Origin of the sequence: Hydrogenophilus thiooxidans, from assembly GCF_019049855.1 — a bacterium.
In the GTDB taxonomy this organism is placed as follows: domain Bacteria; phylum Pseudomonadota; class Gammaproteobacteria; order Burkholderiales; family Rhodocyclaceae; genus Hydrogenophilus; species Hydrogenophilus thiooxidans.
The window spans coordinates 13,757-38,186 of sequence record NZ_JAHLSY010000009.1 but is presented as its reverse complement, the minus strand read 5'-3'; the positions used below and the strand labels follow the sequence as shown (position 1 = coordinate 38,186).

The window sequence follows — 24,430 nt, the reverse complement described above, 5'->3', positions numbered from 1 at the left end:
TTTTTTGGTAGTCCTTGCTAGGATTTTACCAGAATTCCCGTCGTCTCAGATGCCCAGGACATCCTGCATCGAGTAGAGCCCCGCTGACTTATCGGCGAGAAACCGCGCAGCCCGGATCGCACCAGCGGCGTACGGCATCCGACTTTGCGACCGGTGGGTGATCTCGATTCGCTCCCCTTGCGCGGCAAAGAGCACCGTATGGTCGCCAATGATCTCGCCGGCCCGGATCGTCGAAAACCCAATTTGCTGTTTGGGGCGTTCCCCGGTGTGCCCTTCCCGCCCGTAAATCGCCACTTCGTCGAACGGCCAGCCTAACGTGCGGGCAACGATCCGCCCCATTTCGAGCGCCGTACCCGACGGGGCATCGACCTTGTGGCGATGGTGCGCTTCGATCACCTCGACGTCATACCCTGCCAGAAGTTTTGCTGCTACCTCCAAAAGTTTGAATACGGCGTTGACCCCGACCGCCATATTGGGCGAAAAGACGATGGGAATGTCGCGCGCTGCGGCAACGATCCGAGCGCGGCCTGCCTCGTCGAACCCCGTGGTGCCGATCACCATCGCCCGCTTGTGGCGCACCGCTTCGTCGAGGATGGCGAAGGTTCCTTCGGGTCGCGTGAAATCGATCACACAATCGGCAGCCGCGACCGCCGCAGCGATGTCGTCGCTGATCGAGACGCCGGTGGTCCGGCCCAAGAGTTGCCCCGCATCTTGACCGATCACGGGAGCCCCTGGACGGTCGAACGCCGCTGCAAGCGCCACTCCGGAATCGGGCGCAAGCGCCGCTTCGATCAACATCCGTCCCATCCGCCCCCCCGCGCCCGCAATCGCTACCTTGACCGCACGCATGGACCCATTCTCCTTTTCTACACACCCTTGGCTTATGCAAATGCACTACTCTTTCTGTTTTGCGGGAATCTCGACCGTCTGCCAACGCGGTCGGCTTTCTGGTGACGAACCTTCCGCGGCTTCGTTTGCCGGAACGACGTCGCCCTCCACCCGCACCAGGACGCCGTTTTCAAAAAAGAGGATCAAGCGGCGCGTCTCAACATGCCCCCGCTTGTCGTCATAACGGTAGAGATAATCCCAACGGTCGTTGCGGAACGGGTCGACAAGTAGTGGCGACCCAAGCAACAACCGGACCGTTTCCTGCGGCATCCCTTTGCGCAGTTGGCGCACCGCTTCCGGCTCCACCCAGTTGCCTTGACGAACCGGTGCCGAATAGGGGGAAGCGATTGCGGCAACACGGTCGAACGCGCTTCCTTGCTCCAGCGCACACCCCGTAAGCGCGAAGACAACCCCAACCCCCGCAAGCTCCGCGGTGAGTAGGCGTTTCTTAGTGCGACGAAAAGGCGATTCGCGACGCATGTTTCCCTCGAAAACCCTTCACGATGCGAAACTATAGCATGCTCTGGTCGGTGCGTGATTCGCACTCAGAGCAACGATTGCGTATAATCGGAACGATTCTTTTTGTCGTCATCCTCTCTGATTGCCATGAACGCAAAGACCGACATCGACCTCCGGGAAAAAGGGCTCAAAGCCACCTACCCGCGAATCAAAATCCTCGAACTCTTCGCCCAGGAAGGCGCGCGCCATTTGAGCGCCGACGATGTCTATCGCGAACTGCTCGACCAGGGGGTCGAAATCGGGCTCGCTACGGTCTATCGCGTCCTCACGCAGTTCGAACAGGCCGGCGTGCTGCTCAAACACCACTTCGACGGCACGAAAGCGGTTTTCGAGCTGGCGGAAACCCACCACCATGACCACCTCGTTTGCGTCGATTGCGGACGGATCGTCGAATTCCACGACGAAGCGATCGAAGCGCGGCAAAAAGCGATCGCCGAACAGTACGGTTTTTCGCTCGAGGACCACGCTCTTGCACTTTACGGCCGTTGCTTGCAAGGGGCCAATTGCCCGTACCGCAAACCGCGTTCGAGAAGTTAGTCCTTCGTTTCTTGCGCCCCACGCTGGCTCATCGCCAAGAGTGACCGGGCGTGGGCGCGCGCCGCTTCATCGACCTCTGCGCCCCCAACCATACGCGCCAATTCGTCGATCCGTGCTTCGTCAGCAAGCGGTTCGACAACCGTCATAACGCGCTCCCCCGCTTCGGCCCGTTTACTGACCCGCCAATGCCAGTCGGCACACGCCGCGACCTGTGGCTGATGGGTCACCGCTAAGACTTGTCGCCATGTCCCGAGCTGCTGCATCAACCGCCCCACCACTGCGGCAACCGCGCCACCGATTCCGACATCCACTTCGTCGAAAATCACAGTGGGAATCGCCTCGGCACCAACCGAAGCCACCTGAATCGCCAAACCAATGCGGGAGAGTTCCCCACCCGACGCCACTTGGGCCAACGCTGCTGGCATCTGTCCTGGGTTTGCGGCAAAACGAAACGCAATCCTTTCCACGCCGTGCCCACTCGGGTCGATTGGTTCGAGCGCCACTTCGAACCGGGCATGGGGCATGGCCAGTTCCGGCAACAAACGCCGGACGGCGTCGCGCAACCGCCGCGCACCCTTCAGACGCTTTGCGCTCAGGCACGCCGCGGCGTCCCGATACGCTTGGTGCGCTGCGCGCTCTGCCGCCTGCAACCGCTCCAGGTCGCTTGCCGCATCGAGCGCAGCTAGGCGTTTTTCCCATTCGGCAGCAAGCGTAGGGAGCGCTTCCGGAAGGATGCGATGTTTGCGCGCCAATTCATGGGCGGCGCTGATGCGTTCGTGCAAAAAGGCCAACCGTTCGGGATCCTCCCCGAAGCGCGCCAACTCCCGCTTGAGGCTCGCCGCCGCTTCGTCGAGCTCCGCTTCGGCGGCTGCCAACAGCGAAAGCGGCTCCGCGATCGCAGCATGGAACGTCTCGACTTCCCGTAACGCGCGGATCGCGCGGCTGACAGCAACAAGCGCGCCATCCGGGTCCCGATCGAGGAGGTCGAGCGCAACCGCTACTTGCTGCTGCAGTTCGGCTGCATGGCTCAAGCGGCGGTATTCCGCTTCCCACGCTTGCCACTCCTCTGCGGTGAAAGCGATCGATTGCCACTCCGTCAACCACCAAGTAAGGCGCTCACGCTCCTCGGCGATCCGTCCCTGCGTCGCGATCGCTTCATCGAGTGCATTTTTCGCTTGTTGCCACGCTTGCCAGGCACGCGCGACCGCTTCCGCTTCTGGAACGGCTTCGGCGAAACGATCGACGAGCCGCCGTTGCGTCTCTGGGGTCAGGAGCGCATGGTGCGCATGTTGCCCATGTACGTCGGCAAGCCACGCCCCCAATGCGCGCAATTGGCTTTGCGTCACCGCGACACCTTGAATCCAAGCGCGCGAACGCCCATTGGCGTCGAGGGTACGCCGAATGAGCAGCATCGCCTCGTCGTCTGGCGCGATCTCCCATTCGGCAAGAAGCGACGCGGCTTCAGGTTGTTTCGGCCAATCACAAGTGAGCACCACTTCGGCCCGTTGCGCGCCACTGCGTACCCAGTTCGCATCGGCACGTGCGCCCAAAACGAACGTCACGGCATCGAGCAGAATCGATTTCCCCGCTCCGGTCTCGCCAGTAAGCGCCCCGAACCCCGCTGCGAACGCGAGATCGAGGTGTTCGATCAGGACGAAATCGCGAATTTCCAAACGACGAATCATGATCCTTTACCGTGGCGACGCGCTCCAATGGAGCTTTTCCCGCAACATCGCAAAATAGTCGTAGCCAATCGGATGGAGAAAACGGGCTTGGTGACCGGCGCGCCGCACCTGCAAGCGGTCCGAAGGCAGCATCTCCACCCGACCTTGCCCGTCGAAATGGACATCGGCAACATGACCGGGCAGTAAGGCAAGCTCGATCTCTGCGCGGTCGGGAATCGTGATCGGTCGCGCCGTGAGTGCGTGGGGGCAAAGGGGCACGAGCGCAATTCCCGCAACCTGAGGATGCAGAATGGGGCCGTTCGCCGAAAGCGCGTAGGCGGTGGAACCGGTGGGCGTAGCAATGATCATCCCGTCCGAGCGTTGGGTATAGACGAAATGACCGTCGATGTGCAATTCGAATTCGATCATCCGCCCCAGATCCCCTTTGTTCATCACGATGTCGTTGAGTGCGTGGCTTGCGGCGATCACGACGCCGTTGCGGACGATTCGCCCGGAAAGAAGTAGCCGCCGCTCCTCTTGATATTCCCCATTGAGAATCCGTTCCAGTTGCGGAATCGCCTCGGAACGGGCGATATCGGTAAGGAACCCGACCCGGCCCAGGTTGATCCCGACAAGTGGCACGTCGTGCTCGACCAGCTGCCGCGCCGCATTGAGCATCGTCCCATCGCCGCCCAAAACCACCGCAAGATCCACCATCTGCCCAAGACGGGAAAACGGGGCGAATGTCCAAGGAGACGATTCGGCTGCGTCGTGCGCAAACGTCGACGACTCGATCACTACTCGGCAGCCCATCCGCGTCAACCACTCGGCAAGCGTTTGCAGCGCTTCCAGCGCCGCTTCCGAGTGCACCTTCGCGGCAAGCCCAACGGATTGAAATGGCACACCCATAACCCCATTGTAACGAAAAGCCAGGCCAGTGGTAATATGGGCGCGGTAGACACTGCTTGGAACGCCATGTTGGACGATCGCAGCCGCATCCTGCTCAAAACGCTGGTTGAACGGTACATTGCCGAAGGCCAACCCGTCGGCTCGCGCACCCTGTCGCGCGCAAGTGGCTTGACGCTTTCGCCGGCCACCGTGCGCAACATCATGAGCGATCTGGAAGAGCTCGGGTTGGTGATGAGTCCCCACACGTCGGCAGGTCGCGCCCCCACCGCGGCAGGCTATCGCTTCTACCTCGACAAATTGATCTCGATCCAACCGCTCGATCAACGACTGATCGCCGATTTGCGCGAAGAGCTCAAACCCGACCAGCCGCAGCAGTTGATCCGCCGCGCCTCGCAGATTTTGTCGGAACTGACGCAATGTGCCGGCATCGTCATGGCGCCCAAGCGCGATACCGAACGGTTGCGGCACATCGAATTCGTCCCGCTTTCGGGCAACCGCCTGTTGCTCATCTTGGTGACCCAAAGCGGCGAGGTCCTCAACCGTCTGGTGACTGCGCCTCGGGCGCTCTCTCCGTCCGAACTCGTCGAGGCCAGCAACTTTTTGACGACCCATTTCGCGGGTAAAACGCTTGAAGAGATGCGAGAAGCGTTGGCGCAAGAATTGAGCCGCATGCGGGAAGACATCTCGGATCTGATGCGTGCCGCACTCACTGCGCCGTTGCCCGAAGCGGATCCCTACGTCGTTTCCGGTGAAAACCGGTTGCTGGAAGTGGGCGAATTCGCCAGCAACATGGAGCGGCTGCGCGAACTCTTCTCCCTGTTCGAGCAACGCACCGCGTTGATACGTCTTTTGGAGCAGGCGACACAGGCAAACGGCGTGCAGATTTTCATCGGGAGCGAATCGGGTGTCGCGGAATTGGAAGAGTGTTCGCTGATTACCGCCAACTACTCGGTGCATGGCCAAATCGTCGGCTCGATCGGGGTGATCGGCCCCACCCGCATGGCCTACGACCGGGTGATTCCCATCGTCGATATCACCGCGAAACTCCTCACCCATGCGCTGAGTCAATATGAGAATACCCAAGGATGAGTACAACGATGCAGCCAACGGAACGATCCGATCCTGTCGAGTGTCGACGGTTTCATGAGAGAATCACCCTCCACACCGCGGTTTTGCTCGTCAATTTGGGCTCTCCCGACGCCCCCACTCCTGCTGCAACTCGCCGTTATTTGCGTGAATTTCTCACCGACCCTCGCGTGATCGAACTGCCACGCTGGCTGTGGCGCCCCATTCTCGAACTGGCGATTCTGCCGCGCCGCCCGAAAGCGAGCGCTGCGAAATACGCCCAAATCTGGACCGAAGCGGGCTCCCCCCTCACGGTTGTCACGCGGCAACTGGCCGAAGGGCTTCAAGCCCTGTGGGGAGAATCCGGGCCGCTCGTTCGTTGTGCGATGCGCTACGGCAACCCGAATGTGCGTGACGAATTGGTTTCGCTGCGGCAAGCTGGCGTGCGGCGTCTTTTGGTCGTGCCCCTCTACCCTCAGTATTGTGCGAGCACCACCGGTTCGGTCTTTGACGCCGTCACGCAGGCACTTCAGCGGTGGCGGGATGTACCGGAAGTTCGCTTCGTGCGCCACTGGCATGACCACCCGGTATGGGTCGAACGGGTTGCCACAACCCTTCGCCGAGCGTTCGAGCAGAATGGGGAACCGGAGCAGCTCCTCTTTAGCTTTCACGGCATGCCGCTTAAAACCCTCTACGCCGGTGATCCCTACCATTGCGAATGTCAGAAAAGTGCCCGGTTGATCGCAGAAGCGCTGCGCCTGCCGCGCGAACGTTGGCAGGTCACCTTTCAATCCCGCTTCGGGCCAGCGAAATGGCTGCAACCCTACACGCAAGAGACGCTCGAGCAGTTGGCGCGCTCAGGGGTGAAGCGGGTCGCCGTGGTTTGTCCCGGTTTCGTTGCCGACTGCCTCGAAACATTGGAAGAGATCGCGATCGAATGCCAAGAGGCGTTCTTGGCCGCAGGCGGCGAACACTTCACCTACGTTCCGTGTCTCAACGCAGATCCCGAATGGATCCGTGATTTCGCCACCATCCTCACTTCGCATCTTTCCGGTTGGCCGATGCACACCCCCGTGGAGTTCCCTGCCTCATGAGGCTCCCCCCTTGGCTCCGATTACTGCTGCATTGGCTGCTCAATGCCGTGGCGCTCCTGGCGGTTGCCGAGATCGTTTCTGGGATTACCGTCACGGGCTACGGGGCAGCACTCTTGACCGCCTTCGTATTGGGGATCATCAACTGGTCGATCAAACCCCTCCTGCTGGTGTTGACCCTGCCAGCCACTATTTTCACGCTCGGCATCTTCGCCCTCGTGATCAACGCGCTCCTCTTTTGGGCAGCCACAGGAATCGTGCCCGGAGTAGTCGTCGCCGACTTTTGGTCGGCGTTTTGGGGCGCGTTGCTCTACAGCATTCTGACGGGGGTGGTTGACATCGCGCTTTCCGACCCCACCTATGCAATCAAGGTACGCTGGCGCGTCGATCGACGCCGCTCGCAAGACCGAGACGACGATCCCTGGATGTCATGAGGAGCAAAGGATGGCTGAACCGTTGATGATCCCTTGTCCGCAGTGCCACGCTCTGAACCGCGTACCTGCCGAGCGCCTCGACGATGGGCCGGTATGTGGCAAATGCAAACAATCGCTTCTGCCCGGCGAACCGATCAACGTCGATTCGGCGTGGTTTGGCCGCCACGTCCTGCAACCAACCATCCCTGTCGTGGTCGACTTCTGGGCCCCGTGGTGTGGTCCGTGCCGCATGATGGCCCCTCACTTCGCCCAAGCTGCGCACAAGGCGCCCAAAATCCACTTCGTCAAGGTCGATACCGAGGCCAACCCGGATCTTGCCGCGCAGTATCAGATTCGGAGCATTCCCACGATCGCCCTCTTTATCCGCGGTCGGGAAGTGGCGCGGCAAAGCGGCGCGATCGACGCCGGACGACTCCTCTCCTGGCTCCAAGGTTATCTGCGATGAAACCGCCCATCGTGATGCTACCCGGGTGGCGGCTCGGGCGGGGGCCGCTTCAACCCTTGGCGGACGCGTTGGGTGCAGAATGGTACGATCTACCTGGATACCGTGAAACCCCCTTCACCGCCAATTTTGCCGACGCAGTTACCCGCCTCGTTGCCACAGTACCGCACGGAACCATCCTGATGGGCTGGTCATTGGGCGCAATGATCGCCCTTGCGGCGGCGGCGCGCGCGCCGCACCACATTGGCGGCGTGGTTGCGATCGGCGGCACGCCGTCGTTCGTCACCCGCAACGAGTGGCCCCATGGGCTTGCGCCTCAAGCGCTTGCCGAGTTTCGCGCTGCGATCGCCGAAGACGAACCGGCGATGCTCCCCCGTTTCGTCGGTGGCTTCAACCGCGGGGAGCTGGAGAGCAAAACGCTGACCGCCGAAATTCTCGCGACAGCCGATCCCGCCCCGCCCCTGGAGATCCTGCTTGCTGGACTTGATTGGCTGGCTACAGTCGATCTGCGCGCCGAACTCCCCCGCATTACGGCCCCTGTCCTCGTCATCCACGGGGAGAATGACCCCCTCATTCCGTGTGCCGCGGGGGAAGCCATCGCCCAGAACGTGCCTCATGGGAAATGGCTGCCCATCCCCAACGCCGCACATGCGCCCTTTCTGCGCCACCAAGCGGTGATGGTCGAACAGCTCTCAAGTTTTTTCTGGTGATGCCGTAAACCCATTTGCCCCTTTGTACTTCCCTCAGGAGGGCAGCCATGCGCATCACCGAATCGACCCTCAATCTGGCCGCAACAGCGGTAGAGAACGAACGCACCACATTCACGGTTCAACAAGAGGGGCGTGAAATCGGCCGCCTTACTGGGCCTCGGCGCTTACACGCCCCATCTGCACCCCGCGAAACCGGGGGGCGACGCGCCGACGAATCGACTCGCAAACCCCAAACGGGAGAGACCCCAGCGGACACCACGCGCCCTACAGACGTGATCGAAAAGGAAAAGGAGCGTGCCTTGACGCCAGAAATGCGGTTCGTTCGGGAACTGCTGCGGCGCTTTTTTGGCATCGCGCCAGAGCACACGGAAACCTACCCCCTCGATTCGTCGCATGCCACCACCCCCTCCGCGACTCCCCCTGCCCCTGCCTCTGTGGCGAGCAGTTCGGCAAACGAACCCGATGTGATCGTTCTGCGTGCCGAAACCCTGACTGCCACGGCAACTGTCGTTCGCACCGAAGCGCTTGCCTTTTCTGCATCGGGGGTGGTGCGGACCGCCGATGGGCGAACGATCGAATTTGCGGCCGGTTTCACCTGGCAACGCAGCGAAAGCCTTTCGGTCTCACTGGCAACCACCCAACTCACCGCTGAGCGCGCTCCGAAAATGAAGGATCCACTGGTCGTCGATTTCACGGCAAGTGAAGGCGAACTGGTCGATATCGGCTTTCGCTTCGACCTCATGGGAAACGGAACGGAGGTCAATCTCCCGGTGCCGATAAGTGGAAAAGGGTTCCTGGTCTTTGACCGCAATGGCAACGGCCGCGTCGATGACGGCAAAGAGCTCTTTGGGCCGGCTACGGGTGACGGTTTCGCCGAACTGGCTGCGCTGGACGAAGACAGCAACGGCTGGATCGACGAAGGCGATCAGAGTTACCACCGCCTCTTCGTCTGGCACCCCTTTGCCCCCGACCGCCTCATTGCGCTACGAAACGCCGATATCGGCGCGCTGGCTACCCAAGCAGTCCGAACCCGTTTCACCGTGGACGATTCAAACGGGAACCCTTTGGGGCAGCTCCAAAAAAGCAGTATCTACCTTCGCGAAAGTGGTGGCGTCGGTACCGTCTCCCATCTCGATCTTCGCGTTTGATGGCTTCACGCTAGGCGGTAATCCCCCTTGAAATTCCCGAGCGCTGCTCCCATTTCATTATAATTGAGCCATTGCAATGGGAGCAGAACCTTATGAACAATCCCCAAGAACAGACGAACCCAATCCCGGAAAGCCCTACCGAAGTCGGTGCGTCGGTGACGAGCGACGAGGTCAACGAGCGGCCGATCGACACCGTTCCCGACCTTGAAGAGATGGTGCGCATTGCCGAGCGCAAAGCGGCCGAGCACTACGACGCCTGGTTGCGCGCCAAAGCCGAAACGGAAAACGTCCGGCGTCGTGCCGAAGAGGAGATCGCCAAAGCGCGTCTCTACGCGATCGACAAATTCGCCGCGGCGCTCTTGCCGGTCAAGGATAGCCTGGAAGCGGCGCTCGCCACCGAGAATCAAACCGTCGAAAGCCTGCGCGAGGGGGTCGAGTTGACGCTCAAGCAACTCATCGCCGCGCTCGAACAGTTCGGCGTTCAGGAAGAGAATCCGGCAGGCAACAAATTCGACCCCAACCGGCACCAGGCAATCGGGATGATCGAGTCCGACGGTGAACCCAACCTGGTAGCGCAGGTGTTGCAGAAGGGCTATCTCATCCATGAGCGCGTGCTCCGTCCGGCGCTCGTGATGGTCTCGAAAGCCAAATCGGGCTCTTGAAATTCTCAGCAACGCCCTCATACACAAAAAGAGTTCCAACTCAGAAACGGCAATAGGAGAAAACAATGGGCAAAATCATCGGTATCGACTTGGGAACCACCAACAGCTGCGTCGCGGTGATGGAAAACGGCAAACCGCGCGTCATCGAAAATTCGGAGGGCGCACGCACCACACCGTCGGTCGTTGCCTACACCGCAGACGGTGAAATCCTGGTTGGCGCACCGGCAAAACGGCAAGCGGTCACCAACGCCGCGAACACCTTTTACGCGATCAAGCGCCTCATCGGCCGCCGGTACGAAGACCCAGAAGTCCAGAAGGACATCAAACTGATGCCCTACAAGATCATCCGCGCAGAAAACGGCGACGCGTGGGTGGAAACCTCTGCTGGCAAGAAACTTTCGCCGCAGCAAATTTCTGCGGAAGTCTTGCGCAAAATGAAGAAGACCGCAGAAGACTATCTGGGCGAAGAGGTCACCGAAGCGGTGATCACCGTGCCGGCCTACTTCAACGACGCGCAACGGCAAGCGACGAAAGACGCGGGGCGGATCGCAGGGCTCGAAGTCAAACGGATCATCAACGAGCCGACTGCGGCTGCGCTTGCCTTTGGCCTCGATAAGAAACCCGGCGACAGCAAGATCGCGGTCTATGACTTGGGGGGTGGCACCTTCGACATCTCGATCATTGAGATTGCCGAAGTCGACGGGGAGCACCAGTTCGAAGTGCTTGCTACGAACGGTGACACCTTCCTGGGTGGGGAAGACTTCGACAACCGCCTGATCGACTACATCGTCAGTGAATTCCAGAAAGAGCAAGGGGTCGACCTCAAAAAAGACCCGCTGGCGATGCAACGCCTCAAAGAAGCGGCGGAAAAGGCGAAGATCGAGCTCTCATCCAGCCAACAGACCGAAGTGAACCTTCCCTACATCACCGCGGATGCTTCTGGGCCGAAGCACCTGGCGATGAGAATCACGCGAGCGAAGTTCGAATCGCTCGTCGAAGACCTCATCGAGCGGACCATCGAGCCGTGCCGCATCGCGCTCAAAGACGCGGGTCTCACCGTCAAGGACATCGACGAGGTGATCCTGGTCGGCGGACAAACCCGGATGCCGAAGGTCCAGGAAAAGGTCAAAGAATTCTTCGGTAAAGAACCGCGCAAAGACGTCAACCCGGACGAAGCGGTGGCGATCGGTGCCGCGATCCAAGGGGGCGTGTTGCAAGGTGAGGTCAAGGACGTCCTGCTCCTCGACGTCACTCCGCTCTCACTTGGGATCGAAACGCTCGGTGGCGTGATGACCAAGCTCATCAACAAGAACACCACGATCCCGACGAAAGCGACGCAGATCTTCTCCACCGCCGACGACAACCAGACCGCGGTGACGATTCGCGTCTTCCAAGGCGAGCGCGAAATGGCGCGCGACAACAAGCTCTTGGGCGAATTCAATCTGGAAGGGATCCGGCCTGCGCCGCGTGGTGTGCCGCAGATCGAAGTCACCTTCGACATCGACGCGAATGGGATCCTCCACGTTTCGGCGCGTGACAAGGATACCGGTAAAGAGAACAAGATCACGATCAAAGCGAACTCCGGGTTGACCGAAGAGCAGATCCAACAGATGATTCGTGACGCCGAACTGCACGCTGCCGAAGACAAACGGATGCGCGAGCTCGTGGAAGCGCGCAACCAGTGCGATGCGCTCGTCCATTCGGTGAAGAAATCGCTCGAACAGGTTGGCGACAAGGTCGGCACTGCGGAAAAAGGCAAGGTTGAAGCGGCGATCGAAGAAGCCGAACGGGCAGCGAAAGGTGAAGACAAAGCGGCGATCGAAGCGGCGATGCAAAAACTGGCGCAAGTCAGTGCCGAAGTGATGCAAAAAGCGCAAAGCGCAGAGAGCGGCAGCACCACCAGTAGCAGCACGCAAGGAAGCGCCAGCGCGAACGATGCCGACGTGGTCGACGCGGAGTTTACCGAAGTGAAAGACGACAAGAGGTCGTGACCGTATCGCCCCAGTAACCCCCAAGAAGCCGTTGCCTCTGAGGTAGCGGCTTCTTTTGCTTGTTTTTGTACCTCAGTGACGGATCGAACCCATGAGTGAAATCGACCTCTACGCGATTCTCGAGGTTTCCCGCGACGCTTCCGCTGCCGAAATCAAGAAAGCATACCGGAAGCTTGCGATGAAGTACCACCCGGACCGCAACCCGGGCGACAAAGCCGCGGAAGAGAAATTCAAAGAGATTCAACGCGCGTACGACATCCTCTCGGATGAGTCCAAACGCGCCGCATACGATCGGTACGGCATCGCGGGCGTTGACCCAAGCGCGGCAGCGGCCGCTGGCGAGAGAGCGCGCGGCTTCGACGATTTCGCGAGCGCATTTGGTGACATCTTCGAAGACCTCTTTGGCGGCAGCACCACCCGTCGCAGCCGCACACAGGTCTATCGCGGCGCCGATCTGCGCTTCCACCTCGAGATCTCGCTCGAAGAGGCGGCCCATGGCGCCACCAAGACGATCCGTGTCCCCTCCTACGAAACCTGCACCACCTGTCATGGCAGCGGTGCCAAACCCGGAACCCAACCCCGCGCCTGCCCGACCTGTGGCGGGATGGGCCAAGTTCGGATGCAACAGGGTTTCTTCTCCATTCAGCAAACCTGCCCCGACTGCCATGGCACCGGAACGATGATTGCCAACCCCTGTCCAGAGTGCCGTGGCGCCGGCCGGATTCGCCGACACAAAACGCTGGAGGTGAAAATTCCAGCAGGGATCGATTCCGGCATGCGCTTGCGGCAGAGCGGCTACGGCGAACCGGGGATCAATGGCGGACCGCCGGGCGACCTCTACGTGGAGATCCATGTCAAACCGCACCCGATCTTTCAACGAGATGGTGACGACCTGCATTGCGAAATGCCGATTTCGATCGTCACCGCGGCGCTGGGCGGCGAAATCGAAATTCCGACGCTCGACGGTGTCGCGCGCCTGAAAATCCCCCCGGAGACCCAAACTGGCCAGGTTTTCCGGCTGCGCGGCAAGGGGATCAAAAACGTCCGCCACCACGGTTTTGGGGATCTCTACTGCCACGTCGTGGTTGAGACGCCGGTGCATCTCACCGAACGCCAGAAAGAACTCCTCCGTGAATTCGAAGCGATTGGCCGCGAACACCAAGAGCGGCAGCAACCGAAGAGCAAAAGCTGGCTCGACCGCGTGCGGGAATTCTTCACGGCTGGCGGTAGCGAAAACGACCGCGTCGAATGACCCCACCGCAGCTGTACTGCCGCCTGTGGTTGCGCCTGCCGGTGCTGTGGTTACTCTCAGACCTTCACCTCGATCCGATCACACCCTGCGCACGGCAACACCAGTTCGTTCAATGGTTGCAGCAACTCCCACCTGAAGAGCCGGTTGCGATCCTGGGGGACCTTTTCGATTTTTGGATTGGCGACGACTGGGATCCCCCTGCGTTCGCTGACCTCTTCACCCAGCTTGCAGCGGTTGCTAAGCAGCGGCTCATCCTCTTTCAGCCCGGGAACCGCGATTTCCTGGTGGGACGCCATTTGGCAAGGCGATTGGGCTTTCGCCGCCTCCCAGACCTGGTCGGTGTCGATACCGGAAGAGCGCGTTATCTCCTTACCCACGGCGACGCACTCTGCTGGAATGATGCGCCCTACCTGGCATGGCGCGCCCAAGCGCGCGACCCTGCGTGGCAACGCGCGTTCTTGGCGCGCCCGTTAGCGGAACGGCTAGCATTTGCGCAGCAAGCGCGCGCACAAAGCGCAGCGCGCCACGACATTCCCGATGATGTGAGCGAAGCCGCCGTTGCGGCGCTTTTTCGCCGCTATCCCGGCACCCACCTCATCCACGGTCACACCCACATTCCCCGCGCTGTGACGTACCCCGACCCGGTAACGGGCACCCTGCGCACCCGATGGGTGCTCGCCGAATGGCGCGATCACCAACCCACGCCGCTAGCGCGACTCGACGCAGCGGGTTTTCACCGCATGGAGAGTGCCTGATCGAGATCGGCGATCAGATCCTCGGGATCCTCCAACCCGACCGACAGCCGAATCAACCCTTCCCGCACCCCCATCGCAGCGCGGACCTCTGGCGACAGACGCCCGTGGGTCGTGGACGCCGGATGGGTGATGGTGCTTTTCGCGTCCCCCAGATTCGCCGTAATCGAAAAGAGGCGGACGCGGTCGATCACCTGCCATGCGGCTTGCCGCTCGCCAGCGACCTCGAACGCGACGATCCCACCGAATCCACGCTGTTGCCGCTTGGCCAACTCGTGGTGCGGGTGACTGGGGAGCCCGGGAAAATAGACGCGCGTCACGTTCGGATGTCCGGCCAGAAATTCCGCAACTGCCTGAGCGTGCGCGCAGTGCGCGTGCATTCTCAGCGGCAGCGTCTCAAGGCCCTTTAAGAGCACCCAAGCGTTGAACGGCGAAAGCGACGGCCCCGCAGTGCGCAGAAACCGCACCACCTCGTTGATCAGCGCCTGCGCCCCGACGACCGCTCCCCCCAAAACGCGCCCTTGTCCGTCGAGATACTTGGTTGCGGAATGAACGACCAGATCGGCGCCAAACGCAAGCGGCTGTTGCAAGATCGGGGTACAGAAGCAGTTGTCCACGACGAAAAGGGCCCCCACCTCATGCGCCACCTCGGCGACGAACGCAAGATCGACCAGCTCGGTCAACGGGTTGGTGGGACTCTCGCAATAGACAAGCCGCGGACGAACCCGACGAATCGAGGCTGCGGCGGCTTCTGGGTCGCTCAAGTCGACCCATTCGGTCACGACCCCAAACCGGGCAAAAATCGATCCCAATAGCTGCTGCGTTGCGCCGAAAAGGCCGCGCCCCGCAACGATTCGATCCCCGGCTTGGCAGAACGTCATCACCACCGCAAGGATCGCCGCCATCCCACTGGCCGTCGCAACACACCGTTCCCCCCCTTCGAGCGCCGCAAGGCGGGTTTCGAACATCGCCACCGTGGGATTGGCGTAACGGGAATAGACGAATCCTTCCTCATCCCCAGCAAAGCGTGCCGCCGCTTGCGCAGCCGATTCGAACACGAAGCTCGAAGTCAGATAGAGCGCTTCGGCGTGTTCTTGAAAGTGGCTGCGCGTCTGTCCCGCGCGAACGGCAAGGGTTTTTGCTTTCACGCGTCGCGCTCCTCATCCCCACCGGCCAAAGTGAGGTCGAGCTGATTGCCGCCACCGCGCGCGGGATTATGCGCACCGCGACTCCGGCGCGCTTCGATCCCGTCGAGGTACTCTTGCGAAACGTCGCCGGTAATATAGCAGCCATCGAAACAGGAAGCCTCGAAGTGGGTAATCTCCGGGTTGATCTCGCGAATGCACGCTTTGAGGTCGTCGAGGCTCTGATAAAGGATGCGGTCGGCGCCAATCTCGGCGCAAATCTCCGCCTCATCCCGATACGCTGCGATCAGCTCGGCGCGCGTCGGCATGTCGATCCCATAGACATTGGCGTAGCGCACGGGCGGCGCAGCAGAGGCGAGGATCACGCGCTTTGCCCCCGCATCCCGCGCCATCTGGACGATTTCGCGCGACGTGGTGCCCCGCACGATCGAATCGTCGACAATGAGCACGTTTTTTCCGGCGAATTCCTGTTCGATCACGTTGAGCTTTTGTCGCACCGATTTTTTCCGTACCGCTTGCCCCGGCATGATGAAGGTGCGCCCGATGTAGCGATTCTTCACGAACCCTTCGCGATAGGCTACCCCCAAGCGCTGCGCCATCTCCATCGCCGCGGGCCGCGAAGAGTCGGGAACCGGTACGACGACATCGACCCTTTCCTGCGGCATCAATGCGTGAAATCGCTCGGCCAGTTTCGCGCCCATCTTCACCCGCGCGTCATAGACCGAAACCCCGTCGATGAAGGAATCAGGCCGCGCCAAATAGACGAATTCGAAGAGACAGCTCGCCAGGATCGGCCGATCGGCACACTGCTCCGCGCGCATCCCCTGTTCGGCCGAAAAGAGGATCGCTTCACCCGGTGCGACGTCGCGCACGCGTTCGAACCCCAAGACATCGAGCGCAACCGATTCGGAAGCGACCATCCATTCGGTTCCGTTGGCACTTTCGCGTTTGCCAAAGACGAGCGGGCGAATGCCAAACGGATCCCGAAAAGCCAAAAGGCCATAACCGGCGATCATCGCGACCACCGCGTACGCGCCGCGGCAGCGACGGTGCACCCCGCGCACCGCGTCGAACACGGCGCGGTCGGTCAATTCCAACCCCGAAACCGAACGGTGCAATTCGTGTGCCAACACGTTGAGGATCACTTCGGAATCGGAATTGGTATTGATGTGTCGCCGATCGGTGCGAAAGAGCTCCGCTTTCAGGGTTTCGGTATTGGTAAGGTTGCCGTTGTGCGCCAGCAAAATCCCGAAAGGGGAATTGACGTAGAAGGGTTGCGCTTCCGAGACATCGCACGGATCCCCTGCGGTGGGGTAGCGCACATGGCCGATCCCCCAATTGCCGACCAAGTTACGCATATTGCGCGTACGAAAGACGTCGCGCACCAATCCAGGCCCTTTGTGGAGAAAGAAGCGCCCGTCGGCGCCGGTGGCGATGCCCGCCGCATCTTGGCCGCGATGCTGCAAGACGAGCAACCCGTCATAGAGCAATTGATTGACCGGTTCCTGCGCAACGACCCCAATGACTCCGCACATTTCAAGACCCCTTTTGCACCACGCGTTGTGTCACCGTATCCGGCAAGAGAAGGAGCGCTTCCGCCAACCCGGCTTCTACCCACGGGCGCGTCTTCGCAGCTTGCCACCATTGGGTCTTTTCCGCGCCCAACCACAACAGTACTTGCGCGACGAAAACCACGACCACCACGCCGCGCGCCAAACCGAACCATGCGCCCAAAAAGCGGTCGAAAGCGGCCAAACCCGTCACTTTCAACACCTCGCCTAAGAGCGCGCGCAATATGGCGCTCAGTAAGAAAACCGCAAGGGCAAGGATCACCGCACCACCCAACCAGCGCAAGCGGGGATCGGAAAAGACCGTGGCCAGCACCCGCTCACCAAGCGCTTCTCCCCAAAACCATCCCGCAGCGATCGCGATCCCCCACGCGGCAAGCGACAGCAACTCGGCAACGATTCCACGCCAGATCCCCGCAACCACCGAGAGCGCAATCACCGCAACGACAGCAAGATCGAACGGATTCATTGCGCGATCCTCTGCGCCCCGACGCGCGGTTTGCCGCCGACGAGCGCCGCGATTTTGCCCGTTACCGCTTCCGCGTCCGCTTCGGTGACAAAAGGGGCGACCCGAATGCGATACCACCCCCCCTGCGCAGACATGAGATATGCAGGATAACCGGCACGTCGAAGCTGTTCGACCGCTCTGATCGCCTGCGCCTCCTCTTTGAACGCACCCGCCTGAACGTACCAGAACTGGGTAAGGGGTTGCTGCGGTGACGAAATACCTTGCAACGCCGCCTGCGCCTTCGCGGTATCACTAATCTTGGCTTCGGACCAGATCGGTACGTTCTTTTTGGGTTGTGCGACCTCCTTGGTTGCGGATGGTACGCTTGCTTCCGTTCGTTCGTGCGCTGCTTTTTGCCCGTTTTGGCTGGGTCGATCGTGAGCGGCGTTTTGCGGGTTCTGCGTTCCACTTTGCTGGGACGAGCGCCCCTTTTCCGGCGTTTTGCCGCTGCTACTTGCAGACGACTCGGCGGGTTCGGCTCGAGCACCCGGGGTGGGTTCTACTGCCGAACGCGGTGCCGCATCCGCTGGCGCCCCCTCTGTGGAGGAAGCGGGAAGGTCAGATGGCGCAGGAGCATTCGCATCCGAATCCGAACGCGTAATGGCTTCCGTTCCAGGACGAAGCGTGATCACCTCTTGCTTTTCCGTGATGAACCGAACCGTTGGTGCAGGAAGCGATGCAGGCGGTTCCGAATCCATCACGAACGGCAGGACGAGAAGACTCAGACCAAAGAGAGCCAGCGTTCCGAAAAAACGGCGCCGCGCTCGTAAAAGAGCCTCACTGGGTGACGAAGCCACGGGATCGGTCACGGATTCGTGGTGCGCTGCGTGTCGCGCCATGCCAAGGCCTGTCCGACGATCGAAAAGGAGCCGAAAATGACGATTTTATCATCCGGCCCAGCTTCCTTCACCGCTTGCGTCAAGGCCGCTTCGAGATGCGCAGCAACCGTGACGGCGCGCGCCCCTGCCGCGGAAACGATCGGTTCCAGAGCCGCCGCATCCTGGCCGCGTTCCCCCGGGGTTGGCACCAGCCACCACCGGTCGATCGAGGGAACGAGCGGCGCTACGAGCGCTTCAGCCGGTTTGTCACGGTAGCATCCGAAGATCGCGTACGTAGGCGTGGGCAACCGCAGCGCGTGGAGGTTTTTCGCCAGCGCCGCCGTCGCCTGCGGATTGTGCGCAACGTCGAGGATCACAAGCGGACGCCCCGGCAACAGTTGAAACCGACCCGGTAGCGTCGCCGTCAATAGCCCCTCTCGCACCGCTTGTTGCGGCACCGGCAGCCGATCGCTCAAGAGCGAAACCGCCATCAACGCCGCCGAAGCGTTGTGCCACTGCCCCTCGCCGCGCAACGCGGGCGCAGGCAGCCCCGCGCGCTGCCCAAAACCGGTTGCCCACCACCGCCATTGGGTCTCTTGGGGTTCGAAACCGAACTCGACCCCAATGCGAAAAAGCGGTGCCGAGCGCGCCGTTGCCGTGGCAAGGACGCTTTGCGGAGGGTCGGGGTCGGCGACGACCGCGGGACGTCCGGTGCGGAAGATCCCCGCTTTTTCGCGCCCGATCGCTTCGCGGTCCGGCCCCAGCCACGCCTGGTGGTCGAGGTCGACCGTTGTGAGAATCGCAACGTCGGGGTCGATCAGATTCACCGCGTCGAGCCGCCCCCCCATCCCCACTTCCAAAATGACGAGATCGAGCGGCGTCTGCGCAAAATGCCACAGCGCAGCAAGGGTTACGAATTCAAAATAGGTGAGGGCAAGAGCGTCACGCGCCTTCTCCACTGCGGAAAATGCCGCCATGAGCGCTGCATCGTCGATTGGCACACCACCCACCCGGATCCGTTCGTGAAAACGCACGAGATGCGGCGAGGTGTAGCAAGCGACGCGGTAGCCAGCGGCGCGATAGATTGCGTCGAGATAGGCACAGGTCGATCCCTTGCCGTTCGTGCCGGCAACGGTGATCACCGGATGGGGAAAGGGACGATCGCCCCAGAGCCGCTCCCAAACCGCCCGAACGCGCTCCAATCCCAGCACGATGCGCGCTTCACTGCCGCGCGCCTCGATCCGCGCCAGCCACGCGTCGACGCTTTGCGGTAGCGCGTGCTCAGACGGTGGCGAAAGGGGCGTCGGGGATGGATTCATGGGTGCCAAACCGGGCCATCAATAGGCTCAGGGCGCGCGCCGTCCACTGCTTGAGTTCGCGTCGATCGACTACCGCGTCGATCGCCCCTTTTGCTAGCAGGAATTCGGCGCGTTGGAACCCATCGGGCAACGTTTGCCGCACGGTCTGTTCGATCACCCGCGGTCCGGCAAAACCGATCAACGCCCCCGGTTCGGCGACGACCAGATCGCCCATGAACGCGAAACTTGCGGAAACGCCGCCCATCGTCGGATCGGTGAGGATCGAGAGATAGGGTAACCCAGCCTCCGCCAATTGCGCCAGCGCCGCGTTGGTTTTGGCCATCTGCATCAGGGAGAGAAGCCCCTCCTGCATGCGCGCGCCCCCGCTTGCCGCAATGGAGACGAATGCGGCCCGGCGCTCGACCGCGGCTCGCACCCCACGAACGAAGCGTTCGCCCACGACCGACCCCATCGATCCCCCCAGGAACTCGAATTCGAACGCCGCGGCGACGACGGGGATCTGTTCCACGGTGCCTGCGATGACCACCAACGCGTCGTGTTCGCCGGTTGCGCGCTGCGCCTCTTTGAGCCGCTCGGTATAGCGCTTGCTGTCTTTGAAACGCAACGGGTCGACTGGCCGAACTTCGTCACCGATCGGCTCACGCCCTTGTGGGTCGAGCAACGCGTCGAGTCGCGCGCGCGCCCCCAAACGGTGGTGGTGGCCACATTGTGGACAGACGCGCAAGTTGGCTTCGAGGTCAGCAGTGTAGAGGACCGCTTCGCATCCCTGGCATTTGGTCCATAACCCTTCGGGCACGCTTTTGCGTGCGCCACTCGTGACCCGCCGAATGCCCGGCGGAATGATTTTATCCAACCAGTTCATCGTCACCCGTTTCCTTTCTCGCTCCGTGGCGGTTACGCCGTTGCCGCAACCGCATCGACTGCCGCGCGCAGCGGGGTGAGCAATTGAGTGGCTGCGGTAACGGCGTTGGCCGGATCGGCGTCGATTGCTTCGATCAATCGGCTACCGACGACCACACCATCGGCAACCTTGGCGATTGCTTGTGCCGACTGGGCATCTTTGACGCCAAAACCCACCACGATCGGCAGCGCAACCCACTGCCGCAACGCGGCAAGGCGTTCCGCGACCGCTGCGACGTCGAGGTGCCCGGCGCCGGTCACACCGGTGAGCGACACATAGTAGACGTAGCCGCGCCCCAGTTTGGCCACCACCCGCGCACGCGTCTCTGGCGAGGTTGGTGCCAACAGAAAGATCGGCGCGATCCCTGCTGCATGGAGCAACCGAGCCGGTTCGTGCGCCTCTTGCGGCGGCAGGTCGACGGTGAGCACCCCGTCAACCCCGACGCGCGCAGCCTCACAAACGAAACGCCCCCACCCCATCGCTTCGATTGGGTTCAAGTACCCCATCAGCACGACGGGGGTCTCACGGTCTTGCGCACGAAACGCTTCGACCATCGCGAGCGTTTTCGCCAACGTCTGCCCGTTTGCAAGCGCCCGTTCACTGGCGCGCTGAATCGTTGGCCCGTCGGCCATCGGGTCGGAAAAGGGTACGCCCAATTCGATCAGGTCGGCTCCAGCCGCCACCATCGCGTGCATGAGCGGAACAGTCACTTCCGGAGCGGGAAAACCGGCGGTCACGAACGGAATCAGCGCTTTGCGCCGCTCGGAAGCGAGGCGCGCAAACCGGCTGTCGATGCGGTTAGAAGGAGCACTCATAGCGTGATCCCCGCACGTTGGGCAACCGTATGCATGTCTTTGTCGCCACGCCCCGAGAGGTTCACCAAAAGGATCCGATCTTTGGCCAATCTCGGCGCAATCTTGGCCGCGTACGCGAGCGCATGCGACGATTCGAGCGCGGGGATGATGCCTTCGTAGCGGCACAGATCGTGAAACGCAGCCAACGCCTCGTCGTCGGTCACGGCAACGTATTCCGCGCGCCCAATCTCTTTCAGCCACGCGTGCTCCGGCCCAACCCCCGGGTAGTCGAGGCCGGCCGAGATCGAATGGGTTTCGATGATCTGCCCATCTTCGTTTTGCAAGAGATAGGTTCGGTTGCCGTGAAGCACGCCCGGCCGGCCAGCGGTGAGGCTTGCGGCATGGCGCCCGGTGGCGATCCCTTCGCCGGCGGCTTCGACCCCAATGAGCCGCACCGACTCGTACGGAAGGTAGGGGTAGAAGATGCCCATCGCGTTCGATCCCCCACCAACACAGGCGATCACGTAGTCGGGCTGTCGCCCGACGAGCGCCGGCATCTGTTTGAGGCATTCGCGTCCGATCACCGCTTGGAAGTCGCGCACCATCATCGGGTAGGGGTGCGGACCGGCGACGGTTCCGATGATGTAGAAGGTGTCCGCAACATGGGTGACCCAGTCACGCAGCGCCTCGTTGAGCGCGTCTTTGAGGGTCTTCGACCCCGAATGGACCGGCACGACCTCGGCACCCAAGAGCTTCATGCGATAGACGTTCGCCGCCTGCCGCTGGACATCCTCTGCCCCCATATAGACGACGCATTTCAGCCCGAATCGGGCGGCCACCGTCGCCGTCGCAACCCCATGCTGCCCAGCGCCCGTTTCAGCGATCACGCGGGGTTTGCCCATGCGGCGCGCCAAGAGGGCTTGACCGATGCAGTTGTTGATCTTGTGCGCCCCGGTATGGTTGAGGTCTTCGCGTTTGAGATAAATCTGCGCGCCACCCAACGCCTCCGACCAGCGTTTCGCGTGGTAGATCGGAGTAGGACGCCCGACGTACTGTTTGAGATCGGCTTCAAATTCAGCTCGAAACGCCGGATCGTCCTTCGCCGCTTCATACGCTTCGGTGAGCGCTTCGAGCGCGGGTATCAGCGTTTCGGCGACGAACACGCCTCCGTAGGGACCAAAATGGCCGTTTGCGTCGGGATAGGCGTAGGGTTGCGCCGTTGCCTTCGGTTGGGGGGCGTTCATGCTCGTCTGGTCTCCATCAATGAGAAGCGGCACAGTCGTTTTCGGCTCTGCGCACCGCTGTGAGGAACCGTTCGATTTTACCGCGATCTTTGATCCCTTTCGCGCTTTCGACGCCGCTGCTGACATCGACGGCCCACGGGCGCACGCGCGCGATCGCTTCGGCAACGTTATCCGCGGTCAAACCACCGGCGAGCACAAGCGGCCGCGTCCGCGCTTCAGGGGGGGGCAAGACGGTCCAGTCGAACGTCTTTCCACTTCCGCCATGCTGAACCGTCGGGGTATCGACGAGCCAGCCGCACGCATCCGGGTAGCGGACGAGCGCCTGGGCGAGCATCGCTTGCGATCGGGCCGGAAAGGCTTTGAGGTACGGGCGGTGGAACTGGCGACAAAATTCGGGCGTTTCCTGCCCATGAAACTGTAGGAGCGCCATGGGGAGCGCGTCCAAGACCGCAGCGACCTCGGCGACCGATGGATCGACAAAGAGCGCGACGATGCTCACGAACGGCGGCACGTCACGCGCAAGCGCGCGTGCCTGCGCCACCGTCACGGCACGGGGACTAGCGGGATAGAAGACGAACCCGAGCGCATCGGCACCGGCCTCGACTGCCGCAGCGACGTCGACGGCGCGCGTCAGGCCGCAAATCTTGACTCGGATCCGCCGGTTACCCTTCGCCGTCACGTCGTTTCCTCCCCCTTGATCGCCAACTGCGGCACTTTGATGATTCGCCCGCCGCCAGGAAGTTCCGGCACCGCACCATAATCGGCACCACAGAAGTAGAGCCCGTCGGGCATGAAAGTGGGCGCTGCGCGCGTGCGATCACGGTGGGTAAGCAGCTCCGCTGCCCATTCCGGTGGCGCATACCCTTTGCCGATCGCGACCAGGGTGCCGACGAAATTGCGCACCATATGGTGCAAAAAGCCGTCGGCTTCGAAGTCGAACGCGAACCCGCCGGGAATTGCCGTGACCGTTGCTGCGGTGACGGTCCGAACCGGCGATTTTGCCTGACATTGTGCCGCACGAAAGGCGCTGAAATCGTGGGTACCCACCCAGTATTGCGCCGCCCGTTGCATCGCTTCGCCATCGAGCGGGCGGTGAAACCATCCAACTTTTCCGCACCATTGGGCCGGTGGTGCCGCACCCACCAGAAGGAGATAACGGTAACGCCGCGCCCGCGCGCCAAAACGCGCGTGAAACCGTCGCGATACCGGCTGGGCGTGCCACACCGCGATTCCCGGCGGGAGGTGTGCGTTCACTCCCCGCTGCCACGCGCTTGCCGGGCGGTGCACGACGGTATCGAAATGGACCACCTGCGCGAGCGCATGGACACCGACGTCGGTTCGCCCCGCGCAATGGACACGAACCGCGTGCTGGGCGATCGCAGCAATCGCACGTTCCAGATGGTCCTGAACCGTTTGTCCCGACGGTTGGCTTTGCCACCCGTGGAACCGATCCCCCGCGTATGCGACCAACAGCAACCACCGTTGCGGCTCGGTCATCGCAAACCCGCCTTCTGACGACACGACTCAGCTGCGTTGTCCTCCCCTTCGAGCCAGCGCGGCAGGTGGCGCCAGTCCCGAAGCCGGACCGGCGCTTTCGCCAGCGCATCGAGTCCGTCGAGGATGAGCGCCAAACGCACCGCGAAGCGTTCCAGCGGAACGCCGAACCAGACCAAGGGAAAAAACGCGCGATACAGCGCTGTCGGCTGTTCGGGGATGGGTAACCACGCGAACCAGAAAATCAACCATGCGACCAACGCCAATAGGCGTAAGGCGTGCAGCAGCGCCAATTCCATCCCTTCATAGGTTGGCATCAACGCAACCGCGAACGGCGCAATCGCCGTGCCCGGCGTCATCCAGCCAAAGAGGATCACGATGCTGAGCAACAGCCAGCGGATCCGGCTTAGGAGCCGCACGAAACGCGCCCGGTCGATTGCAATCGCTGCACCTGCAACAAGCAGGGTCACAAGGGCTAGGAGCGTGAGCGAAGCCACGGCCTGCAGCGCGACCGCGCCGGCAATCCAGAGCCAGACCCGTAAAGCATAGGAGACGCGCACCGACGCCAAACGCCC

26 protein-coding genes are annotated in these 24,430 nt (G+C 61.7%); 11 read left to right on the top strand and 15 right to left on the bottom strand.

Annotated features, from left to right (window positions below; genetic code table 11):
• Positions 1-45: 45 nt before the first annotated feature.
• Positions 46-849 (bottom strand): 4-hydroxy-tetrahydrodipicolinate reductase, encoded by an 804-nt coding sequence (gene dapB, locus KUL93_RS05975; RefSeq protein WP_217126173.1) that lies wholly within the window; start codon positions 847-849, stop codon positions 46-48.
• A 45-nt stretch (positions 850-894) separates the two neighbouring features.
• Positions 895-1,368: an outer membrane protein assembly factor BamE gene (locus tag KUL93_RS05970; protein ID WP_217126172.1), complete on the bottom strand. Its 474-nt coding sequence runs from the start codon at positions 1,366-1,368 to the stop codon at positions 895-897.
• 126 nt (positions 1,369-1,494) lie between these two features.
• Here KUL93_RS05970 and fur point away from each other — a divergent pair, with 126 nt between their 5' ends.
• Positions 1,495-1,944: a ferric iron uptake transcriptional regulator gene (gene fur, locus KUL93_RS05965; protein ID WP_217126171.1), complete on the top strand. Its 450-nt coding sequence runs from the start codon at positions 1,495-1,497 to the stop codon at positions 1,942-1,944.
• On the opposite strand, the gene recN is transcribed toward fur, so the two are convergent.
• Entirely contained in the window at positions 1,941-3,629 is a 1,689-nt protein-coding gene (gene recN, locus KUL93_RS05960) for a DNA repair protein RecN (RefSeq protein WP_217126170.1), read from the bottom strand. The two genes, fur and recN, sit on opposite strands and share 4 nt — an antisense overlap.
• Before the next feature lie 6 nt (positions 3,630-3,635).
• Positions 3,636-4,517, bottom strand: coding sequence for an NAD(+) kinase (locus tag KUL93_RS05955; protein WP_249419299.1), 882 nt, complete (start codon positions 4,515-4,517; stop codon positions 3,636-3,638).
• Between the two features lie 66 nt (positions 4,518-4,583).
• Between KUL93_RS05955 and hrcA the strand changes: the two genes are divergently transcribed.
• The 10 genes from hrcA to KUL93_RS05905 all read left to right on the top strand — a co-directional run bounded on the left by hrcA (position 4,584) and on the right by KUL93_RS05905 (position 14,067).
• A complete protein-coding gene (gene hrcA / locus KUL93_RS05950) occupies positions 4,584-5,606 on the top strand; it encodes a heat-inducible transcriptional repressor HrcA (RefSeq protein ID WP_217126168.1) in 1,023 nt (340 codons plus the stop codon).
• A gap of 8 nt (positions 5,607-5,614) precedes the next feature.
• Positions 5,615-6,676 (top strand): ferrochelatase, encoded by a 1,062-nt coding sequence (gene hemH / locus KUL93_RS05945; protein ID WP_217126167.1) that lies wholly within the window; start codon positions 5,615-5,617, stop codon positions 6,674-6,676.
• Positions 6,673-7,107, top strand: coding sequence for a phage holin family protein (locus tag KUL93_RS05940; RefSeq protein WP_217126166.1), 435 nt, complete (start codon positions 6,673-6,675; stop codon positions 7,105-7,107). Before hemH ends, KUL93_RS05940 begins: the two co-directional genes overlap by 4 nt.
• 10 nt (positions 7,108-7,117) lie before the next feature.
• Positions 7,118-7,552, top strand: coding sequence for a thioredoxin TrxC (gene trxC, locus KUL93_RS05935; protein WP_217126165.1), 435 nt, complete (start codon positions 7,118-7,120; stop codon positions 7,550-7,552).
• Positions 7,549-8,259 carry an alpha/beta fold hydrolase gene (locus tag KUL93_RS05930; protein WP_217126164.1) on the top strand — a complete coding sequence of 237 codons (711 nt, stop codon included), beginning with the start codon at positions 7,549-7,551 and terminating at the stop codon, positions 8,257-8,259. Before trxC ends, KUL93_RS05930 begins: the two co-directional genes overlap by 4 nt.
• A 47-nt stretch (positions 8,260-8,306) precedes the next feature.
• Positions 8,307-9,407, top strand: a complete 1,101-nt coding sequence (locus KUL93_RS05925; RefSeq protein WP_217126163.1) for a hypothetical protein — start codon at positions 8,307-8,309, stop codon at positions 9,405-9,407.
• Between the two features lie 92 nt (positions 9,408-9,499).
• Positions 9,500-10,069, top strand: a complete 570-nt coding sequence (gene grpE / locus KUL93_RS05920; protein ID WP_217126162.1) for a nucleotide exchange factor GrpE — start codon at positions 9,500-9,502, stop codon at positions 10,067-10,069.
• 65 nt (positions 10,070-10,134) lie between these two features.
• A complete protein-coding gene (dnaK, locus tag KUL93_RS05915; protein WP_217126161.1) occupies positions 10,135-12,060 on the top strand; it encodes a molecular chaperone DnaK in 1,926 nt (641 codons plus the stop codon).
• A gap of 91 nt (positions 12,061-12,151) precedes the next feature.
• Complete coding sequence (gene dnaJ, locus KUL93_RS05910; RefSeq protein WP_217126160.1) at positions 12,152-13,312, top strand: molecular chaperone DnaJ; 1,161 nt, start codon at positions 12,152-12,154, stop codon at positions 13,310-13,312.
• Entirely contained in the window at positions 13,309-14,067 is a 759-nt protein-coding gene (locus KUL93_RS05905) for a UDP-2,3-diacylglucosamine diphosphatase (RefSeq protein WP_217126159.1), read from the top strand. Before dnaJ ends, KUL93_RS05905 begins: the two co-directional genes overlap by 4 nt.
• Here the strand turns inward: KUL93_RS05905 and KUL93_RS05900 are convergent.
• From KUL93_RS05900 to KUL93_RS05850, 11 genes are read right to left on the bottom strand one after another with little or no spacing between them, the layout of a single operon-like run.
• Positions 14,046-15,212 (bottom strand): O-succinylhomoserine sulfhydrylase, encoded by a 1,167-nt coding sequence (locus KUL93_RS05900; RefSeq protein WP_217126158.1) that lies wholly within the window; start codon positions 15,210-15,212, stop codon positions 14,046-14,048. The genes KUL93_RS05905 and KUL93_RS05900 overlap by 22 nt on opposite strands.
• The gene (purF, locus tag KUL93_RS05895; RefSeq protein WP_217126157.1) at positions 15,209-16,744 is read right to left on the bottom strand and encodes an amidophosphoribosyltransferase; all 1,536 of its coding nucleotides are present in this window, start codon (positions 16,742-16,744) and stop codon (positions 15,209-15,211) included. The genes KUL93_RS05900 and purF overlap by 4 nt, the downstream gene beginning before the upstream one ends.
• Position 16,745: 1 nt before the next feature.
• Entirely contained in the window at positions 16,746-17,246 is a 501-nt protein-coding gene (locus KUL93_RS05890; RefSeq protein WP_119335206.1) for a CvpA family protein, read from the bottom strand.
• Complete coding sequence (locus KUL93_RS05885) at positions 17,243-18,124, bottom strand: SPOR domain-containing protein (RefSeq protein ID WP_217126156.1); 882 nt, start codon at positions 18,122-18,124, stop codon at positions 17,243-17,245. The genes KUL93_RS05890 and KUL93_RS05885 overlap by 4 nt, the downstream gene beginning before the upstream one ends.
• Positions 18,091-19,422 (bottom strand): bifunctional tetrahydrofolate synthase/dihydrofolate synthase, encoded by a 1,332-nt coding sequence (folC, locus tag KUL93_RS05880; protein ID WP_217126155.1) that lies wholly within the window; start codon positions 19,420-19,422, stop codon positions 18,091-18,093. Before folC ends, KUL93_RS05885 begins: the two co-directional genes overlap by 34 nt.
• A complete protein-coding gene (gene accD / locus KUL93_RS05875; protein WP_217126154.1) occupies positions 19,385-20,284 on the bottom strand; it encodes an acetyl-CoA carboxylase, carboxyltransferase subunit beta in 900 nt (299 codons plus the stop codon). The genes folC and accD overlap by 38 nt, the downstream gene beginning before the upstream one ends.
• 32 nt (positions 20,285-20,316) lie before the next feature.
• Entirely contained in the window at positions 20,317-21,138 is an 822-nt protein-coding gene (gene trpA, locus KUL93_RS05870; RefSeq protein ID WP_217126153.1) for a tryptophan synthase subunit alpha, read from the bottom strand.
• Positions 21,135-22,361 carry a tryptophan synthase subunit beta gene (gene trpB / locus KUL93_RS05865; RefSeq protein WP_217126152.1) on the bottom strand — a complete coding sequence of 409 codons (1,227 nt, stop codon included), beginning with the start codon at positions 22,359-22,361 and terminating at the stop codon, positions 21,135-21,137. Before trpB ends, trpA begins: the two co-directional genes overlap by 4 nt.
• 16 nt (positions 22,362-22,377) lie before the next feature.
• Positions 22,378-23,040, bottom strand: coding sequence for a phosphoribosylanthranilate isomerase (locus KUL93_RS05860; RefSeq protein ID WP_217126151.1), 663 nt, complete (start codon positions 23,038-23,040; stop codon positions 22,378-22,380).
• Positions 23,037-23,858, bottom strand: coding sequence for a tRNA pseudouridine(38-40) synthase TruA (truA, locus tag KUL93_RS05855; protein WP_217126150.1), 822 nt, complete (start codon positions 23,856-23,858; stop codon positions 23,037-23,039). Before truA ends, KUL93_RS05860 begins: the two co-directional genes overlap by 4 nt.
• Positions 23,855-24,415 (bottom strand): hypothetical protein, encoded by a 561-nt coding sequence (locus tag KUL93_RS05850; protein ID WP_217126149.1) that lies wholly within the window; start codon positions 24,413-24,415, stop codon positions 23,855-23,857. The genes truA and KUL93_RS05850 overlap by 4 nt, the downstream gene beginning before the upstream one ends.
• Positions 24,416-24,430: the final 15 nt, after the last annotated feature.

Bases quoted from the DNA above. Each gene is read 5' to 3' on its own strand.
- dapB (WP_217126173.1), bottom strand. From the start codon at position 849: ATGCGTGCGGTCAAGGTAGCGATTGCGGGCGCGGGGGGGCGGATGGGA.
- KUL93_RS05970 (WP_217126172.1), bottom strand. From the start codon at position 1,368: ATGCGTCGCGAATCGCCTTTTCGTCGCACTAAGAAACGCCTACTCACC.
- fur (WP_217126171.1), top strand. From the start codon at position 1,495: ATGAACGCAAAGACCGACATCGACCTCCGGGAAAAAGGGCTCAAAGCC.
- recN (WP_217126170.1), bottom strand. From the start codon at position 3,629: ATGATTCGTCGTTTGGAAATTCGCGATTTCGTCCTGATCGAACACCTC.
- KUL93_RS05955 (WP_249419299.1), bottom strand. From the start codon at position 4,517: ATGGGTGTGCCATTTCAATCCGTTGGGCTTGCCGCGAAGGTGCACTCG.
- hrcA (WP_217126168.1), top strand. From the start codon at position 4,584: ATGTTGGACGATCGCAGCCGCATCCTGCTCAAAACGCTGGTTGAACGG.
- hemH (WP_217126167.1), top strand. From the start codon at position 5,615: ATGCAGCCAACGGAACGATCCGATCCTGTCGAGTGTCGACGGTTTCAT.
- KUL93_RS05940 (WP_217126166.1), top strand. From the start codon at position 6,673: ATGAGGCTCCCCCCTTGGCTCCGATTACTGCTGCATTGGCTGCTCAAT.
- trxC (WP_217126165.1), top strand. From the start codon at position 7,118: ATGGCTGAACCGTTGATGATCCCTTGTCCGCAGTGCCACGCTCTGAAC.
- KUL93_RS05930 (WP_217126164.1), top strand. From the start codon at position 7,549: ATGAAACCGCCCATCGTGATGCTACCCGGGTGGCGGCTCGGGCGGGGG.
- KUL93_RS05925 (WP_217126163.1), top strand. From the start codon at position 8,307: ATGCGCATCACCGAATCGACCCTCAATCTGGCCGCAACAGCGGTAGAG.
- grpE (WP_217126162.1), top strand. From the start codon at position 9,500: ATGAACAATCCCCAAGAACAGACGAACCCAATCCCGGAAAGCCCTACC.
- dnaK (WP_217126161.1), top strand. From the start codon at position 10,135: ATGGGCAAAATCATCGGTATCGACTTGGGAACCACCAACAGCTGCGTC.
- dnaJ (WP_217126160.1), top strand. From the start codon at position 12,152: ATGAGTGAAATCGACCTCTACGCGATTCTCGAGGTTTCCCGCGACGCT.
- KUL93_RS05905 (WP_217126159.1), top strand. From the start codon at position 13,309: ATGACCCCACCGCAGCTGTACTGCCGCCTGTGGTTGCGCCTGCCGGTG.
- purF (WP_217126157.1), bottom strand. From the start codon at position 16,744: ATGTGCGGAGTCATTGGGGTCGTTGCGCAGGAACCGGTCAATCAATTG.
- KUL93_RS05890 (WP_119335206.1), bottom strand. From the start codon at position 17,246: ATGAATCCGTTCGATCTTGCTGTCGTTGCGGTGATTGCGCTCTCGGTG.
- KUL93_RS05885 (WP_217126156.1), bottom strand. From the start codon at position 18,124: ATGGCGCGACACGCAGCGCACCACGAATCCGTGACCGATCCCGTGGCT.
- folC (WP_217126155.1), bottom strand. From the start codon at position 19,422: ATGAATCCATCCCCGACGCCCCTTTCGCCACCGTCTGAGCACGCGCTA.
- accD (WP_217126154.1), bottom strand. From the start codon at position 20,284: ATGAACTGGTTGGATAAAATCATTCCGCCGGGCATTCGGCGGGTCACG.
- trpA (WP_217126153.1), bottom strand. From the start codon at position 21,138: ATGAGTGCTCCTTCTAACCGCATCGACAGCCGGTTTGCGCGCCTCGCT.
- trpB (WP_217126152.1), bottom strand. From the start codon at position 22,361: ATGAACGCCCCCCAACCGAAGGCAACGGCGCAACCCTACGCCTATCCC.
- truA (WP_217126150.1), bottom strand. From the start codon at position 23,858: ATGACCGAGCCGCAACGGTGGTTGCTGTTGGTCGCATACGCGGGGGAT.